This window comes from Flavitalea antarctica, from assembly GCF_054461535.1.
In genome coordinates this window covers 21130-36582 of the sequence record NZ_JBTLQG010000008.1, presented here as the reverse complement: position 1 = coordinate 36582, position 15453 = coordinate 21130, and the positions used below count along the sequence as shown (strand labels likewise).

The window sequence follows — 15453 nt, the reverse complement described above, 5'->3', positions numbered from 1 at the left end:
TGGGGAGCAATCATAAATAAGGGTTTCAGAAAGAAACCTTTATTTATGATTGAAACGGCTGAAATACATTGCACCTTCAAATATTTCCGCAAGAATAAATATCTGTAGAGAAGATGATTGCAGGCGAAGGAGTTGAAATGACGCTTTCTTAACATCCGTTATTCAATAAAAGAATTATTTCATACCCACGACCTATACCACCTGTTATCCTTAATGGGTCATAGGTTCATGCATAAATAGTGGTTCCACATGATAGTTTTTTTTAATACACTCTTTTTTATTTCTTGTATCTTTTCGGGTAGCCTATAGACTTCACCACTTAAGGTAGTTATGATCAATGGCAGACTATAATTGTACCGGAGAAAAGAAAAAATATACCGGATATATATTCTTTGCTGACCATCCAGTTTAAAAAGCCTTTTAAGGTGGATTTCAGGGTTTATGATGATGGGGTTGCCTATAGGATATCCACTTCATTCAATGATTCAATAACTATTATTAATGAGCTGGCAGAGTTCAATTTTCCAAGTAATGCTTCAGCCAGGTTTCCCACGGTTAAAAAACGACCAGATGTTGATATTTTTCATACCGGGTTTGAAGAAGAATATCCACTCATAAGGTTGGATAGTATCCAAAATGGAGTATTGGGTTATTCACCTGTGCTTGTATCACTACAAACAGGTCCTAAGATCGCTATCACCGAATCTGATCTTTATGATTATCCCGGAATCTTTTTAGGTGGAACGGGTACCGGCAAACTCAAAGGAGTTATTGCAGGTTATCCCCTGGAAGAACGAAAAACGAACGAGCTCTATTGGGAAATGCTTGTAGTAAAACGTGCGCATTTATTGCAAGAACTTCAGGAAAACGCAGCTTTCCCTGGCGTGGTTTGATCTTTGCGCTTGAAGACAGGTCACTTCCAGAGAACGACCTGGCGTATCGCTTGGGTGCACCCGCAATCGCAGGTGATTTTTCTTGGGTAAAACCCGGAAATATTACCCGATGAATGGATAATTGATATCAATCTTTTTGATGTACCCTTCAAAGCATGGCTCAATATTGCTTCCTACAAATATTATATTGATTTTGCAAAACGATTTGGATTTGAACGTATCATGATGGATGCTGGGTGGAGCGATAATAATGACCTGTTCAAAATAAATCCAGCCATAAGTATGGACACGCTTGTGGCTTATGCAAAGGAAAAAGGAGTTAAAATAGCTATGTGGACGCTGGCATTGACGCTCGACCGGCAATTAGACAGCGCACTCGACCAATTCAACAAATGGGGAGTTGATTTTACAATGACCGATTTTATGAACCGGGATGATCAGAAAATGGTAAATTTTTATCACCGGATCGCAAAAGCATGCGCAGATCACATGATCATGATCATGTATCATGGAGCATTTCCACCAAAAGGATTCAACAGAACATATCCAAATGCCGTAACCAGGGAAGGAGTGCTGGGATCGGAATTTAATATATGGAGCAATAGGGTTACTCCCGGACACGATGTTACGGTTGCATACACGAGAATGCTTGTGGGGCTCACTTGACTATGAACCAGGCCTGCTGAACAATGCAACAGAAAAAGGGTACAAGACCGGTTGCTGGTGTTGTTACCAGTCCCGGTACACGTTGCCACCAGTTATCCATGTTCGTGGTGTATGACAGTACCATGCAGTTTTTCTCGGGTAACCCCTCGCAAGGATTAAAAGAATCCGATTTCATGGAGCTTATCCGCAATATTCCAACGACCTGGGATGAAACAATTATCCTCGATGGAAAGGTGGGAGAATATATTGTAACAGTCAGGAAAAAAGATAATGATTTGTTCATTGCTTCGATGACCGACTGGTCGCCCCGCGATATAAAAACCAAACTGGATTTTCTTGATGATGGAAACTATAGTGCTACGATCTGCAAGGATGGCGTTAACGCAGACCAGTATGCGGCAGACTGTGATTTAAAGAAAAATATACCGGTAAAAAAAGGTGAAGAATTAAATATTCATCTTGCCCCCGGTGGCGGGTTCCTGATCTGGATCGACAAACAATAATGTTGAAGAAGGAATTCTGTTGCCATATTTGTTATGGTTTGTAAATAAGCGCTTCGTTTCTCTCAACAACTTTCCCTGATTTGTATAATATAGTTTCGCACACTAGTTTCACTGCTACTTCAACTCGGTTAACCTGTTTGTCTAAAACAATGGTAGATCATTGACGTAGAAAACTCCTAACATAGTAATGCTTTGTAATCGGTAATTATAGGTACACCAAGATGAACAATGGACAGATGAGTTTGCTAACAGCAATGAATATTCTTGATCACTGCAAAAAAATTAACCCTAGCGCCGATACTATATTTATAGTAAAAACAGGGACAACGCTGATTAAAAGATTTTGGGCATTATTGTCTTTGATGGAGCGAAAGATGTTTGCAAAACTGTTAAACGGCACTACTGTGAGAAAGGAATTGCATGCATACGAGTCAAAGATGAGAGAGGTTGATCCGAGAAAGTTTCGGAAAGGTCAATTCATTAAAATAATTTTGTTCTTTCAAGAGGAGTATGCTGGAAATATCGTGATCGATAAGGTGCTGAGGATGTACTAAAAAAACGGTGGACCAGTTTGTTGCCGGTTGGCATAACAAATGTTGTTGGCGATTTTGAAGCAGGCTCTACTGTGGCCATTTTGAATCAGCAACACAAATTAATGGTATGGGGGTTGTGGAATATTCTTCTTTGATTCTCACAGAAATAAAAGGGTTAGGATCGAGCGCTTTCCAAGAGCGCATCGGATATTTTCAAAAAAGTTCCGCTGTGAAATCTGATTATATAATTAAAGCAGGCAAATATTGGGATTTTGCCAAATGGTTGTATAGAAGATGAAACGGTCGTATCAGACTTAGCAGGCGATTTTTGTCGTTAAGAGGTATCGGTAGACGGTATTTTTTGCGTTTCTGTGAAATGGTATTGTCTTACGTTTCAGTGTTAATTGTCTCGTTGCCATGTGGTCCGAATGATTTGAATTCATCAGTCTGGGCCATTTAATAAGCTGTTACAATATCCAAAAAAGCGATATACTCTGTACAATCAATTAAGTCGACAATCCTGGTTTTATCATTCACTAGCTGGGAAATTATGTATATTGGCTTTTCTTCTTTTCCACTTATCCCTCTAGTGAGTTTTTTGCATTGTTCAGTGTAATAGTCTTCAAGTTCATTTTCAAGAATAAAAATTCCCAATGCTTTATATTTATCTAGAAGGGCTTTAATTTCTTTATGATGTAAAGTATCAATCTGATTTAACTTCTTAACCTTAAAAGGTTCTTTTAGCTTGCTCCTTAATTCCTTCTCATCTATAGTATATCCCTCCTTGTTCAAAAAAGTCTGAAAATTCGCAATCTCCTCCAGTATTTTTCTCTTAAGTTCTATATCAGGTAATCCGAGTTTACTTTTCAAGGCATTTAACTCATTTACATTTTCTTGTTTTGCTTTTAAGTGGGTTAGAAATTCATTGAACTTTCTTAAAAAAAAATCGAAATCTGCTAAGACATAGGATTTGATTTTCAATTCATTTAATTTTTTATAGTATTTCCAAAACTCTGTTTTTCCACCAACCGAAACCACCGACATATTTTTATCATTTAACCAATTAATTCCAAGTTCAGGTTTCAATATAGTTCCATAGTATTTAGAAATTGATTCGAGTATGTATTTGTCACCGCCTTCAACCAAGATAACCTTATCAGCAAAAAACATTTCTGAATTTTGGATCTTTACTAGTATCTGTTTCTCTTTACTATCCGAAAAATTTGTATTTGTTGCAGTAGTACCGACTTCATTTTCTTTTTTTACGAGTATAATATTCAAATGTTCATGGGGGGCGGTAATAAATTCTGGCGAGTGCGTAGTTATTATGACTTGATTTTTATCTTTTTCCAAAAAATCATCTAGTCTATTTGAGATCACCCTTCTTGCCTGTGGATGTAAGTAAACTTCAGGTTCTTCGATGGTTAACAATGAGCAAGAACTGTGAGCGACGTTTCTTGTATAGTAATGAAACAGACCTATGATGACTGCACTTTGAATGCCTGATCCCTTATCTTGTAGCAAACTATTGAATCCGTCATCAACATATATGAGTGCGCTCTTGTAAACATCAATTTTTGTTTCAGGATTAAACTGAAATGAAATTATTGTATCTGGGAAAGCTATTTTAACTTGATTATTATTAATTTCTTCTTTTAAATTTTGGAAGACTCCGTCAGATGCACTTTTTAAACTACCGAAGGCAGCATTTAAGTTAGGATCATCTGTGTTGATATATCTTCTTAATAATTTACCAAACCAAGTCCATTGATTTATTCTAAGTTCATTTGAGGGGTCTCTAAAGGAGGGTATAATTGCACTTTGAATAAATTCATTTCTCACTGGCGCTGAAAACGCCATAATCCAACCATCACCTTCATTAGATTTATAGAAAAATCTGATTTCTTTGTTAATTTTCCCAGAACTACTAAACGTAGCTCTAAATGCAAATGCAAAATGGAATTTATCGTCAAACTGCTTTTCAAAACTGTTTTGATTTTTTAGCTTTGGGTTGACATAATCTGTCTGCACTTCATCCTCTATAACATTCATTACTGCGTCAATATCTTCCCAAAAATTTTCGATTGAATCAGTTCTAAATTGATGTCTAACTTGAACCTTTGTTTTTGGTCTTCCATTTTCCCATTCAGATATTTCGATATGGCATTTAAACCCAAAACATTTATAAATCTCCTCGTAATTTAATTGTTCTTGTTCGTCTCTTGTAAGTTCACAAAATATTATAATGCTTTCTGTTTTGTTTCCTGCATGAAAATCATTTTCCGTTATATTATCTGATTTTGCGTACGTAGGGCTGTTTTCACCTAGCAGAATATTTATGGCTTTTATGATATTACTTTTGCCAGCATTATTTTTTCCAACGATTACATTCTTCCCTTTTTTGAATCTAAGGTCCAACTGTTTGATAGAGCGATAGTTTTTGATTTTCAGCCTAGAAAGGTACATAGCTCAAATATTAAGGGTATTTGCTGAGGCCTTGCCGCCAATAACACCGATTGTCGGTTTTCTGCAGTTGGGATTGGAACATAAATAGCCAACTCGCTTCGCAAGTATTTCAATTGTCGTTTTTGTAAAGTCGTCTCTATTTGTCTTCATGAATATTGAGGTTTACACATGCCACCAACGTTAGAGCATTGGCGATGCGGTGGCATTCTGTATTCCTTCTGTCCGGTTCTGTTGCCGATTAAAGATACAAAAGCTCATTGTTTATTCTGTTGCTAAGCGTTAGTCGTCGGCTGGAACTAAAGCCGATTAGAGATTAAAAAGCTGAGAATATTTTCGTAATCCCATCATATTGCCAATGCAAGTTGGTGACATGCGCTTATTTTTTAGGGTTATGTCTAAGAAACCTGTCTATGATAATTTGTCCAGCATCGGTCAATTTGCCCCCATCTAATTCTATTAGTCCGGCATTTACTAAGTGAACCTTACCCCAACGGCCCTTTGTTTTCCCTTCTTTAATGTCAATTAGGTATTTTATGTCGTTTTCTGTCAACCCTAATGCTTTAGAAATAATTTCAGTGTTGTCCGAGATAAGTTTTTCTGCATCTTGTGTTTTCCCTTGCTTCTCTAAATTTATTGCATCTTTTACTGTCTTTTCCAATTGGTCTTTTGCTTGTAACTTAAAATTCCAAGAACCTAAGCTTCCTTCTATATTGGCAATTCTATCAAACAATTGTTTTAGGTTTTTTCTAAATAGCAAAAGGATGATGATTATTGCTACTGGCCAAGCTATATTTTTTAAAAGTTCAATTATCAGCGTTAAAGTTTCGTAAGTAGTCATATTGGTCTTTTGATACTATAAGATTATTAGGCGAAATGAAATCTGCGATTACTTTTTTTACAAACTTTATAAATTCTTCCTCGTCAAAATTGCAACCAATTTGAATATTGTCTTCCAGCTTGTTTTTGTAGTAAGAAGCATATGCATCACCAGCCGGATTAATAACACCTAATACCAACGGCCCTGCGACATGATATTGAGATGAAAAGCCGCCTGGGCCATAATAGCCGCTTGTGTTAAACCTGAATCTAAATCCTTTTGCGTCGATTTGAATTTCTGTCCAAAAGCCTCTTTCTTTCAATCTGCTTTCAAATTCAGAAATAATGCTTTTAATCTTGTCCAAGTTTTTCTCGTAAGCTTTTTGCTCTTCTTCAGCTATAAGTCGTCTTTGGTAATCGGAAAGAATATGTTCTTTGTGTCTTTCGATTGTTTTGTCGAGGTTTTCCCAAAAGTCCTTTTGAATTTGCATGATGTTCGATTTAGCATTACCACCAAAGATAAGATTGCCACAATTCCGCAAGATCATAACGCCAATTTATACAAAATCCTAATAGTTTGGCCCCGTACTATTACGTAAATCCGGACATTAGGGATGGATATACGCAGTTACAACTTTTCCTGGCTAACACTTTTTTGTTTTTTTGCATTGTGTAAACCTAGTTAGTATGGGCAATATGCGCACTTTAATGCCGCAACCATCTACTTTGCCGTCTGGCCTCCTCTTCCTGAAGATCATTATTTTGCAAGCTCGCATATACTTCTCTGGCCAGAGCTTCCTTCATTTCTTTGAAAGCATTTAATCAGGAACTTGAATTATTGCTCTGTTTCTGCCACGAGGATAGCTGTTGGGCTTGCTGGTGCCTCACCGTCTGAAGTAGTCTTTGCGTTTGCTTCGGATTCCATCTCTCCTGGATCTCTTTAGCGCTATATTTTTCCAGTCTTAATAAGCTCAATGTCTGGATCGACTGAATTATCGTCTCCACGTCTTCAACTTAAACTCACAGGTTTCGAAATAAATTTTGTTGTATAAAAACCATCATGTGCTAGCAAAGCAAAGACCACTTCCCCGGCTGGCAAGCCAGATAGATCAAACTTAAAATCCCGGCCCCTGATTCCAACGCCCACACTATTCCAGGATCTTCCCCCGTCCTTTAAAAACTGTAGCGAGAACTCAAGAACATCCTGCCTTGTTTCACCTATTTCCCATTTAGCATGTCCTTCATTTCCATGCGGGAAAACTTCGAATCTCAGGATCTTCGGTTTAGACGCCGGTGCTTCACGGCTCCAGACCTGCTGCTCATCCGCACCACCTGTGGCATCGTTGCCTTCTTTTGATTTTGTGATGGTAAGCTGGGCTCCATCGGCCACATCAGGCAACAGCGCCTGGAAAACAAATGGTCCACGCGAATCACGCTCCTTATCCGAACATCCGCAATGCGGGTCTTTCGTTTTACCACATCCACATCCATGCGAATTGAGTCGCATAACAATGCTTTTTGAAATATCAGCTCCCTCTACATTAACAAGTCTCGCAGTGTAACTGGTCTCCAGTGCATTCTCAACCTGGGGAAGTGCTAAAACACGCATCACGCTTTGGATCTCAATTTTTCCTTCTTCATGCATGATTCCAATTATAGAAATTAACTGCTCTGCTTTCAAAAATCTTCGGTTCCACGGTTCTTCCACTGGCCCGGGCACTAATATTTCCCAGGGCCAGAGCCACGGATCAACCAGGTCAGGTGGCTCCCAGGTGCTGACACCAACAGTCCGGGGCTTGAACCGCTGAACGTTTATCAGTTTCGCGTGATGATAAAGTGAGATCCAGTTTTGATTACAATACGACATGTAATCGTCATTGTTTGCGGGACTTAAGATGACGCCCGTATTAATATTCAGGCCATATTCACCTATTGATGCAAGCTTGTTGGTCTCAGTGTCGTAGGGCTCATACGCGGGGTAATTCGGATCGCCGGAGGTTGTGCCACAAGGTCCATGACTCAGGCCGGCTCCATGTCCTACTTCATGAGCCATAGTTACCTGTGCGCCGTTTGGTCCGGTGCTGACCCCACTTGATTCACAGCCACCGACGTTTGCAATGGGCACACCGTTAGGCAACAGTCCATAATAGATCAGATCATTACGGTTTCCATCGTTTGTTTTCACCTGTGCGACCGCGGCATTAAGCTGAAGCCATTGTGTTGAGCATCCTCCCGGCGCAGTCGCAACCCCTGTTAATGGCGTACTCCAGGCCATAGTTCCGGCACTTGTAAATAATCCGGTCGATTCAACAGGATCTACGGTTAATGTATAGGCCGCAGTATTTTGTAAGTCTGCCAAAGTTGGCGCCGTGAGATTTAGCGTTGCAGTACCTGCTGCATTCGGACCATTATAACTTATAAATATTCCTCTTAGTCTAAGAGTCTGCAGTAATGTGGCATCGATATCTTCAGTGTAGGTAGCAATTTGTTGGTTCTCCCCCTGGCGCCGGATCCGCACCTCTAACCGCAGGTATCCAAACATATCATCAGCAGGAATAACAAAGTTCAGGGAAGAGTTTAATACGCCTCTTTCAGCAACATAAGTGATGTTCTTATTTGCAGAAGCCGTACCAGGGGGCAAGGGAGAAATAGTGCCAACATTTGCCCAATAAGCATTGAATGGCCCGGATCTTCGCGATATAACCAGTTCGCCGGTTAAACCAGCTATCTCGGAAAAGAGGAAAGCTCCGAGGTATACCCTCACCCAGGCTGGCTTAAATGCGACTAGCCGTACCGAATTATTGTCGCCCCAGTCCTTGTCATCGGTAAGATGTTTATCCGCGTTATAATATTGAATAGCCTGGGTTACTTCGATCCCTTTGATATATGGATTGATAAGCCAACCCAGGTCAAGGCCGATTCTATCCATTGAGATAACATCGCGGATCGTCAAGTCCAGTATCCGGTCGCTTAATCTAAAATCAGGCATATACTTTAGTTGATGTTAAAAATCTTGTTTTGATCAATTGTGCATCAGATTTGCGGGTCGATATTTTTGCTTGTGTAACCCGCCACCACGTCATCTTCAGGCAAGGCTTTTGTGGTTGTCTACTTAAAAGCTTTGAGTAAAAAGAATTCCTTTTTCGCTCAAAGGGGTGCGGACCTCATATTTATGATTTGGAAATGCTACTTATTTAGATCAATTTTTCAGTACCTCACTGGCATGCATAGGTGTAACATTATCTGGAATGCCATACGTCTTGGTTTTTTACACGTGACCACATCGAAGAGATGATACGAATTAAAAATTGCGAAGCCGGCGCTTGGCTTCAGCTTAAGGTGATTGAATACTTATTAGGGAGAGACTAGACAGGGAGATACAGATGCTACTACCAGATAATTCAATTAAGTTATAGAAATTGGGGAAACGAACAACAATTAATATTATTTATTTTTCAGATGCCTGGCGATGGATTTGAAATAAAGTACGTGGCTACTTACTTACGAACGCCTGGGTTGGTGAGTAAAAGTTAAGACCGCGATCAACCAGGATCGCCAATTCAGTCCAGGTTTCTCAATAATTCACCTGGATTAACTCATAAGAAAAATTCCGCCTAAGTAATATCTGAAGGAAACTTAGAATGTTACGCGAATAACTTTCATTTCCTTTTATTATCTTTTATTTAGTTAAATATTATTACTTTCGGTTTCATTCAAAGCCATCAAGGCAGCCATAAGAACAATTGCTTTCCATGCTAACGAACAACTCAATCTTCGGCAAAATCGGCCTGCCCCGGCACCTGGCCTGGGGTTATCTCGGCATCCTTATTTTTATGATGGGGGATGGAATGGAAACCGGCTGGCTCAGTCCTTACCTGATTGAACGCGGCATGACGGTCCAACAGACCGCCCTTTTATTTTCGGTTTACGGGATCACCATCGCCGTTTCATCCTGGTTCTCCGGTGTGCTGGCAGAAACCTACGGACCCAAAAAATCAATGGCCCTTGGACTGATCCTTTACCTGCTCGGCACGGCGGGCTTCGTGGGCCTCGGCATGATACCACTCGATTTCCCGGTTATGCTGGCAACCTATGCATTACGTGGATTCGGTTATCCCTTGTTCGCCTATTCGTTCCTGGTCTGGATCTCCTATGCCACGCCGAAAACAATGCTGGGCCGCGCGGTCGGCTGGTTCTGGTTTGTATTTACCGGCGGACTCAATGTACTGGGTGCATTTTATTCCACCTGGGCCATCCGCGAACTCGGACATATCAATGCCTTGTGGAGCTCGATCTTCTGGGTATTGATCGGCGCTTTATTCGCGCTTGTTCTGAACAAAACAAAATTCCAGGTTACAAAGAGGGAGGGCAGCCGGGTTAAAGAACTACTCAAAGGCTTAACAATCGTAAAGGAAGAACCGAAGGTTTTATTGGGAGGAATTGTCCGCGTGATCAATACAACCGCACAGTTTGCTTTCCCTGTTTTTCTTCCAACCTATATGTCTGCCCATGGACTTTCAACCACTGAATGGTTGTATATCTGGGGCACCATTTTCACCAGCAATATTATCTTCAATCTCATTTTTGGGTTTGTAGGCGACAGGCTCGGATGGCGACAAACCATCCAGTGGTTTGGTGGGGTAGGATGCGCACTCACGACGCTGTTATTATTTTACATACCGCAATTTAGTGGTGGAAACTACTGGGCTTTGATGGTGGCTGGTATTGCCTGGGGCGCCTGCCTCGCTGGTTATGTTCCCTTGTCGGCGCTGGTGCCTTCCCTCGTGAAAAAGGATAAGGGAGCTGCCATGGCCATACTTAACCTGGGCGCGGGCCTCGCCGTGTTCGCCGGTCCCGCGATCGTTGGTCTTTTCATTGGTGTGGCCGGCGCGGAAGGGGTGATCTGGATCCTGGCGGGATTGTATTTGTTAAGTGCAGTACTCACAAGATTTATTACGCTGTCGGACACCCCCGATAGATCAGGAGAAAAACTACCGGCACAGCTAATGGCCGAAGCAGAAATAAATTGAACGAAGCAGAAATAAATTAAGCGAAGCAGAAATAAATTAAGCGAAGCAGAAATAAAATAAGCGAAGCAGAAATAAATTAAGCGAAGCAGAAATAAATTAAACCAGTCATCACGCTAAAAATAAAAATGAGAATTTTAACCGCAAATGAGCATGAAAATCAAAACTAGGGATAGCTCATATTTAATCATAAAAATGTAAGGATGCAATTACCAGAAGCATATCTTGTTATTGACATTGGAACCGGTAATGTAAGGGTGGCAGTGGTAACAAGTGATGGACACGTTTTGGGTGTAGCGCGTGATGATCTCCGTTATCATCGCGATGAACTATACCCTGATTCAATTTATTTCGAACCCGATCATCTCTGGGATCAACTGATCTGCCTGGGGAAAGAAGCATTGGAAGAAGCAGGCGATGTTTCGATCAAAGCATTTACAACAACCAGTCAGCGTGAAGGCATAGTGTTGATTGGTCACGACGGCAAATCACTGATCGGGTTACCAAATATCGATCATCGCGGGCGGGAATGGGAAAATTCAATATCCGATAAGAGTCGCGTCTATCAGCTCAGCGGCCGTTATCCTACTTCATTGTTTTCTGCGATGAAGTTGGTTGGCATCCGCGAAAAAAGAAAAGATCTCTGGAGCGATTTTGCATTTTTCCTTAGCATCAGCGATTGGGTTGAATATAAATTAACCGGCCTCCCCACCTATGAACATTCACAGGCTTCAGAAACATTACTTTATGATGTTGCCGTCAAACAATGGAATGATGAACTCTGCAGCGTTTTCAACATCGCAAAAAAACATCTTCCCGGCCTGCGTGATTCGGGTACCATAAGTGGTATTATCCTTAAAGAGGTTGCCCGCGATTGGCGGGTTTCGGAGGATGCTATTGTGGTAAAAGGTGGGGGCGATACACAGCTCGCCATCAAAAGCACACAGCCTTCCATTGATGATATGGTGATAGTGTCAGGTACGACAACACCGATTGTAAAACTGGTTGATCATTATCTTACCGATAAAGAAGAACGTACGTGGACCAGCCGCGATATCGAGAACGGTCGTTTTGTTTTTGAAGCAAATGCCGGTGTTACTGGATTGAATTATCAACGTTTGAAAGAGGTATTTTATCCAAATGAAGGATATGAAGTGATCGAAAAGGAACTGGCTGCACATAAAAAGGGTGACTGCATGGCTTCCCTTGGTTCATTGATAGCCACAGAAAAAACACCGGTAGTACGTGGAGGATTTATTTTTCCAGTTCCCGTATCGCATGAACTTACCAGGGCTTCCTTCGTCTGGGCGACGTTGTTAGACATTGCATTTTCTATTGCAGAAAATTATGAAATATTGAAACAGGTAGCCGGCCATAAACCCGATTATGTCTGGGCCTGCGGTGGTGGACTGCAAAGCCGCGCACTGCGTCAGCTGATTGCCAATATCATTGGAAAGAAGGTACTGGTGCGTCATGGATTCCAACAATCGTCCGCCATTGGTGGCGCGCTGCTTTGTAATGAAGCGCTGGGGGTAAGTAACAGCCTGCTGAACAAATCGGTTGAGACAATCGTCCCGCGGGAGAGTGAAAGATTCGCAGAGTTGTATACCATTTGGAGAAAAACGAGGAACCATTTCAGGAATACCGATGATTAATTCTAAAATGCCCCTGATTATTTTCAGAAATACCGGTAATTATTTTCAGAAGTATCGGTTATTCATTTCAGAAATACCGCTGATTAATTTAAGAATGACCGTCCTCTACCAAACAATCTTTTAATTAAATATCATTGACTCAATCATATTTCATAGGGATCGACATAGGTTCACAGGGTGCAAGGGTAACCATGCTTGACCAGCAGGGCAAACAAGCCGGTGCGAGGGAATCACCGTTTTCTCTAAACGACCAGTCAAGGCAGGAGCAGGACCCGCTTGAATGGTGGAATACATGCCTGCGTTTACTTAAGGAACTATGTGATGAATGCAGGAACGAAGCTGATCTTTCAGCCGTTAAGGCAATAGCGGTTACATCTACATCCGGCACGATCATTCCAGTTGATAAAAACAACGCACCGTTACACCCTGCCATCATGTACAGTGATCCGAGATCAGCGGCAGAAGGCAGCGCCTGTAAAGAAGCGGCCACGCTGGCCGGTATCAAAGGATATAAGGCATTTAACGCTTCGGCTGGTTTGTCAAAAATGGTTTGGTTTATCAGCCACTACCCGGAAAAGGTTAAGCAGCTTCAGTATTTTATTCATGCGGCAGATTTTATCACCGGGAAGTTGTGTGGTAATTATGCTGTTACCGATGCTACCAATGCTCTGAAATCCGGTTATGATCTGCATGAACTGAGATGGCCGGAGTATATCACTGAATCTTTGCATGTAAAACAGGAATGGCTGCAGGATGTAGTTCCATCGGGCACTCCTGTTGGTGAATTGAATCCTGATCTCGCTAAGGTATTGGGTTTACCCGCGGGTATAAAAGTTACAGCAGGCATCACCGATGGATGCGCATCGCAGGTCGCATCCGGTGCAGTTAACCTGGGCAACTGGAACACAACAATCGGAACAACGCTTGTTATAAAAGGAGTTACGCGGAATGAAATAGATGATCCATCGGGTGCCCTTTATTGTCACCGTCATCCTGAAGGTTACTGGATGCCCGGCGGTGCGAGCAATACCGGTGCCGATTGGGTGAGCCGGTTGTTTGGCGATGCTGACCTGGCTATGTTGAATGCAGGGGCTTCGAAAATCATCCCGACCAAGCATCTCGCCTGGCCATTGATGCAGGAAGGCGAAAGGTTTCCTTTTGTTGCCCCAAACGCAAGGGGCTTTGCACCGGAGGGCTTGTCGCAGGTTGAGTTGTTTGCTGCCTATATGGAAGGGGTTGCCTATATAGAACGTTATGCATTTGAAAGGATCAGCGAATTATCCGGCGAAAACATAAACGAGGTTTATGTGGCGGGTGGTGGGAGTAATAGTGATACCTGGTTGAAAATCCGGAGTAGTGTCCTGAATCTTCCCATTTGCAAAATGAAGAATACTTCCGGTGCTGCAGGTGCTGCAGTTGTAGCCGCTTCACAAACTTATTTTGAAAATCTTTCTGCTGCAGCAACCGCGATGATTCAACCGCTTCAACGCATATTACCTGATCCGCAGCTTGTGCAACAGTACGAAGACAATTACCAGCGCTTTAAACAGGAGCTATTAAGAAAAGGATATATTTAATTTGGGCGGATTACTTTCATACATAATTACCTTAATCCATGATTTTGTGCATTGAGAGTAAGGCTCATCAAATTATGACACCATGATAAATTCATCCATCATAGCGTTCATCAATAATGATCATCGATGAGAATGTTCATAAGTGATAGCGTTTATACCTGATTACGTTCATTGAGGCTAACTTTCATCTAAAACAGCGTTCATCAATGAATGTTCATCGATGAACGCTGTTGAGACGGACTTACTTTAATATTTGATAAATTTTATTTATGACTTTGATCTATAATTGAGTTCATCCACCAGCATGTTGATCGAGGGATGATGTGATCGATGAGTATGTTCATTCATGAAGAAGTTCATCGATGATGATCTATTAAAAAATAACGCATAAAAAACCGCTGGCAATTAAAGTATTGATAATTTACTAAAATGATAACTGTCTATTTATTACGTCACGGACAAACGGCCTGGAATGCTGATAACAATCGCTACTGCGGCCGCACGGACATACCGCTTACAGAAAAAGGCCTCGCCCAGGCAGCAGCGGTGCGGGAACAGTTGAATGGTATACATTTCGATGGAATCTATTCCTCCCCCTTGCAACGGGCAAGGGTTACAGCAGAGATTGCTACCGGTAAGGAAGTGACAACAGATGCCCGCCTTATAGAAGCCGACTTTGGACTCTGGGAAAAAAAGACCAGGGAAGAGTTTATTGCCGAAAATGCGCCATCATGGGATGCCTGGGCGAGTGATCCGACCCATGTCAGGGCAGGAGTTACGGGCGAAACCGCGCTGGACATTGTTCAACGCGTGGATGATTTTTTCAGTGAGCTGCTTTCAAAATATCAAACCGGAACATTTCTCGCCGCTGCACATAACGGCGTGAACCGCTTGTACATGGCATATAAACTCGGTATGCCGTTAAGAAATTACCGGCAACTGGTGCAGGAAAATTCTTCGATCACACAGTTCACACTCGATTCTGAAAATGTGTTCACTCTCCAATTTCTTAACTCGAAGTTGAAATAGTTCGATAGAAACTGTACCCGGACGAAAACAAAACCTGGGAGACTTATATCATTCAGAAATACTATACCACTTTAAGCTATGTTAAGTGGGATCACCTGCCCGGGAGAATATTCCAGGAGCATGTAAAGATCCCTGTTCTTAAAAAACAGGTGAGGTTAGAGCAATTGTGACAGTTGACATTGGCTTCTGGATGTAAATTGACATACTCCTGCCAGAAAGTTCCGGATCCATTCATTTCTACAAACTTTTTCTTGATTAAGTCACGCAAGAAAAATCTCGGACCATGTC

At 41.6% G+C, this 15453-nt stretch carries 14 protein-coding genes; 9 read left to right on the top strand and 5 right to left on the bottom strand.

Annotation, left to right across the window (positions count from 1 at the left end; translation table 11 throughout):
* Positions 1-392: 392 nt before the first annotated feature.
* The 5 genes from ACX0G7_RS10215 to ACX0G7_RS10195 all read left to right on the top strand — a co-directional run bounded on the left by ACX0G7_RS10215 (position 393) and on the right by ACX0G7_RS10195 (position 2750).
* Positions 393-893 carry a glycoside hydrolase family 97 N-terminal domain-containing protein gene (locus tag ACX0G7_RS10215; protein ID WP_458923361.1) on the top strand — a complete coding sequence of 167 codons (501 nt, stop codon included), beginning with the start codon at positions 393-395 and terminating at the stop codon, positions 891-893.
* A 99-nt stretch (positions 894-992) separates the two neighbouring features.
* Entirely contained in the window at positions 993-1559 is a 567-nt protein-coding gene (locus ACX0G7_RS10210; protein WP_458923470.1) for a glycoside hydrolase family 97 catalytic domain-containing protein, read from the top strand.
* 23 nt (positions 1560-1582) lie between these two features.
* Entirely contained in the window at positions 1583-2062 is a 480-nt protein-coding gene (locus tag ACX0G7_RS10205) for a glycoside hydrolase family 97 C-terminal domain-containing protein (protein ID WP_458923360.1), read from the top strand.
* A gap of 221 nt (positions 2063-2283) precedes the next feature.
* Positions 2284-2616, top strand: coding sequence for a hypothetical protein (locus ACX0G7_RS10200; RefSeq protein ID WP_458923359.1), 333 nt, complete (start codon positions 2284-2286; stop codon positions 2614-2616).
* A gap of 17 nt (positions 2617-2633) precedes the next feature.
* Complete coding sequence (locus ACX0G7_RS10195) at positions 2634-2750, top strand: hypothetical protein (RefSeq protein WP_458923358.1); 117 nt, start codon at positions 2634-2636, stop codon at positions 2748-2750.
* Between the two features lie 301 nt (positions 2751-3051).
* Here ACX0G7_RS10195 and ACX0G7_RS10190 read toward each other — a convergent pair whose 3' ends face one another.
* The 5 genes from ACX0G7_RS10190 to ACX0G7_RS10170 all read right to left on the bottom strand — a co-directional run bounded on the left by ACX0G7_RS10190 (position 3052) and on the right by ACX0G7_RS10170 (position 8866).
* Positions 3052-5061: an ATP-dependent nuclease gene (locus ACX0G7_RS10190; RefSeq protein ID WP_458923357.1), complete on the bottom strand. Its 2010-nt coding sequence runs from the start codon at positions 5059-5061 to the stop codon at positions 3052-3054.
* Between the two features lie 376 nt (positions 5062-5437).
* Positions 5438-5899, bottom strand: a complete 462-nt coding sequence (locus tag ACX0G7_RS10185) for a hypothetical protein (protein ID WP_458923356.1) — start codon at positions 5897-5899, stop codon at positions 5438-5440.
* Positions 5865-6425, bottom strand: coding sequence for a hypothetical protein (locus ACX0G7_RS10180; protein WP_458923355.1), 561 nt, complete (start codon positions 6423-6425; stop codon positions 5865-5867). The genes ACX0G7_RS10185 and ACX0G7_RS10180 overlap by 35 nt, the downstream gene beginning before the upstream one ends.
* Before the next feature lie 274 nt (positions 6426-6699).
* Positions 6700-6882, bottom strand: a complete 183-nt coding sequence (locus ACX0G7_RS10175; RefSeq protein ID WP_458923354.1) for a hypothetical protein — start codon at positions 6880-6882, stop codon at positions 6700-6702.
* 4 nt (positions 6883-6886) lie between these two features.
* Positions 6887-8866: a hypothetical protein gene (locus ACX0G7_RS10170; protein ID WP_458923353.1), complete on the bottom strand. Its 1980-nt coding sequence runs from the start codon at positions 8864-8866 to the stop codon at positions 6887-6889.
* Between the two features lie 763 nt (positions 8867-9629).
* Here ACX0G7_RS10170 and ACX0G7_RS10165 point away from each other — a divergent pair.
* The 4 genes from ACX0G7_RS10165 (at position 9630) to ACX0G7_RS10150 (ending at position 15165) form a co-directional block, all read left to right on the top strand.
* A complete protein-coding gene (locus ACX0G7_RS10165) occupies positions 9630-10907 on the top strand; it encodes an MFS transporter (protein WP_458923352.1) in 1278 nt (425 codons plus the stop codon).
* 200 nt (positions 10908-11107) lie between these two features.
* Positions 11108-12559: an FGGY-family carbohydrate kinase gene (locus tag ACX0G7_RS10160; RefSeq protein ID WP_458923351.1), complete on the top strand. Its 1452-nt coding sequence runs from the start codon at positions 11108-11110 to the stop codon at positions 12557-12559.
* Between the two features lie 134 nt (positions 12560-12693).
* Entirely contained in the window at positions 12694-14136 is a 1443-nt protein-coding gene (locus tag ACX0G7_RS10155) for an FGGY-family carbohydrate kinase (RefSeq protein WP_458923350.1), read from the top strand.
* A 429-nt stretch (positions 14137-14565) separates the two neighbouring features.
* Positions 14566-15165 carry a histidine phosphatase family protein gene (locus tag ACX0G7_RS10150; protein WP_458923349.1) on the top strand — a complete coding sequence of 200 codons (600 nt, stop codon included), beginning with the start codon at positions 14566-14568 and terminating at the stop codon, positions 15163-15165.
* Positions 15166-15453: the final 288 nt, after the last annotated feature.

Bases quoted from the DNA above. Each gene is read 5' to 3' on its own strand.
- ACX0G7_RS10205 (WP_458923360.1), top strand. From the start codon at position 1,583: ATGCAACAGAAAAAGGGTACAAGACCGGTTGCTGGTGTTGTTACCAGT.
- ACX0G7_RS10200 (WP_458923359.1), top strand. From the start codon at position 2,284: ATGAACAATGGACAGATGAGTTTGCTAACAGCAATGAATATTCTTGAT.
- ACX0G7_RS10190 (WP_458923357.1), bottom strand. From the start codon at position 5,061: ATGTACCTTTCTAGGCTGAAAATCAAAAACTATCGCTCTATCAAACAG.
- ACX0G7_RS10185 (WP_458923356.1), bottom strand. From the start codon at position 5,899: ATGACTACTTACGAAACTTTAACGCTGATAATTGAACTTTTAAAAAAT.
- ACX0G7_RS10180 (WP_458923355.1), bottom strand. From the start codon at position 6,425: ATGATCTTGCGGAATTGTGGCAATCTTATCTTTGGTGGTAATGCTAAA.
- ACX0G7_RS10170 (WP_458923353.1), bottom strand. From the start codon at position 8,866: ATGCCTGATTTTAGATTAAGCGACCGGATACTGGACTTGACGATCCGC.
- ACX0G7_RS10165 (WP_458923352.1), top strand. From the start codon at position 9,630: ATGCTAACGAACAACTCAATCTTCGGCAAAATCGGCCTGCCCCGGCAC.
- ACX0G7_RS10160 (WP_458923351.1), top strand. From the start codon at position 11,108: ATGCAATTACCAGAAGCATATCTTGTTATTGACATTGGAACCGGTAAT.
- ACX0G7_RS10150 (WP_458923349.1), top strand. From the start codon at position 14,566: ATGATAACTGTCTATTTATTACGTCACGGACAAACGGCCTGGAATGCT.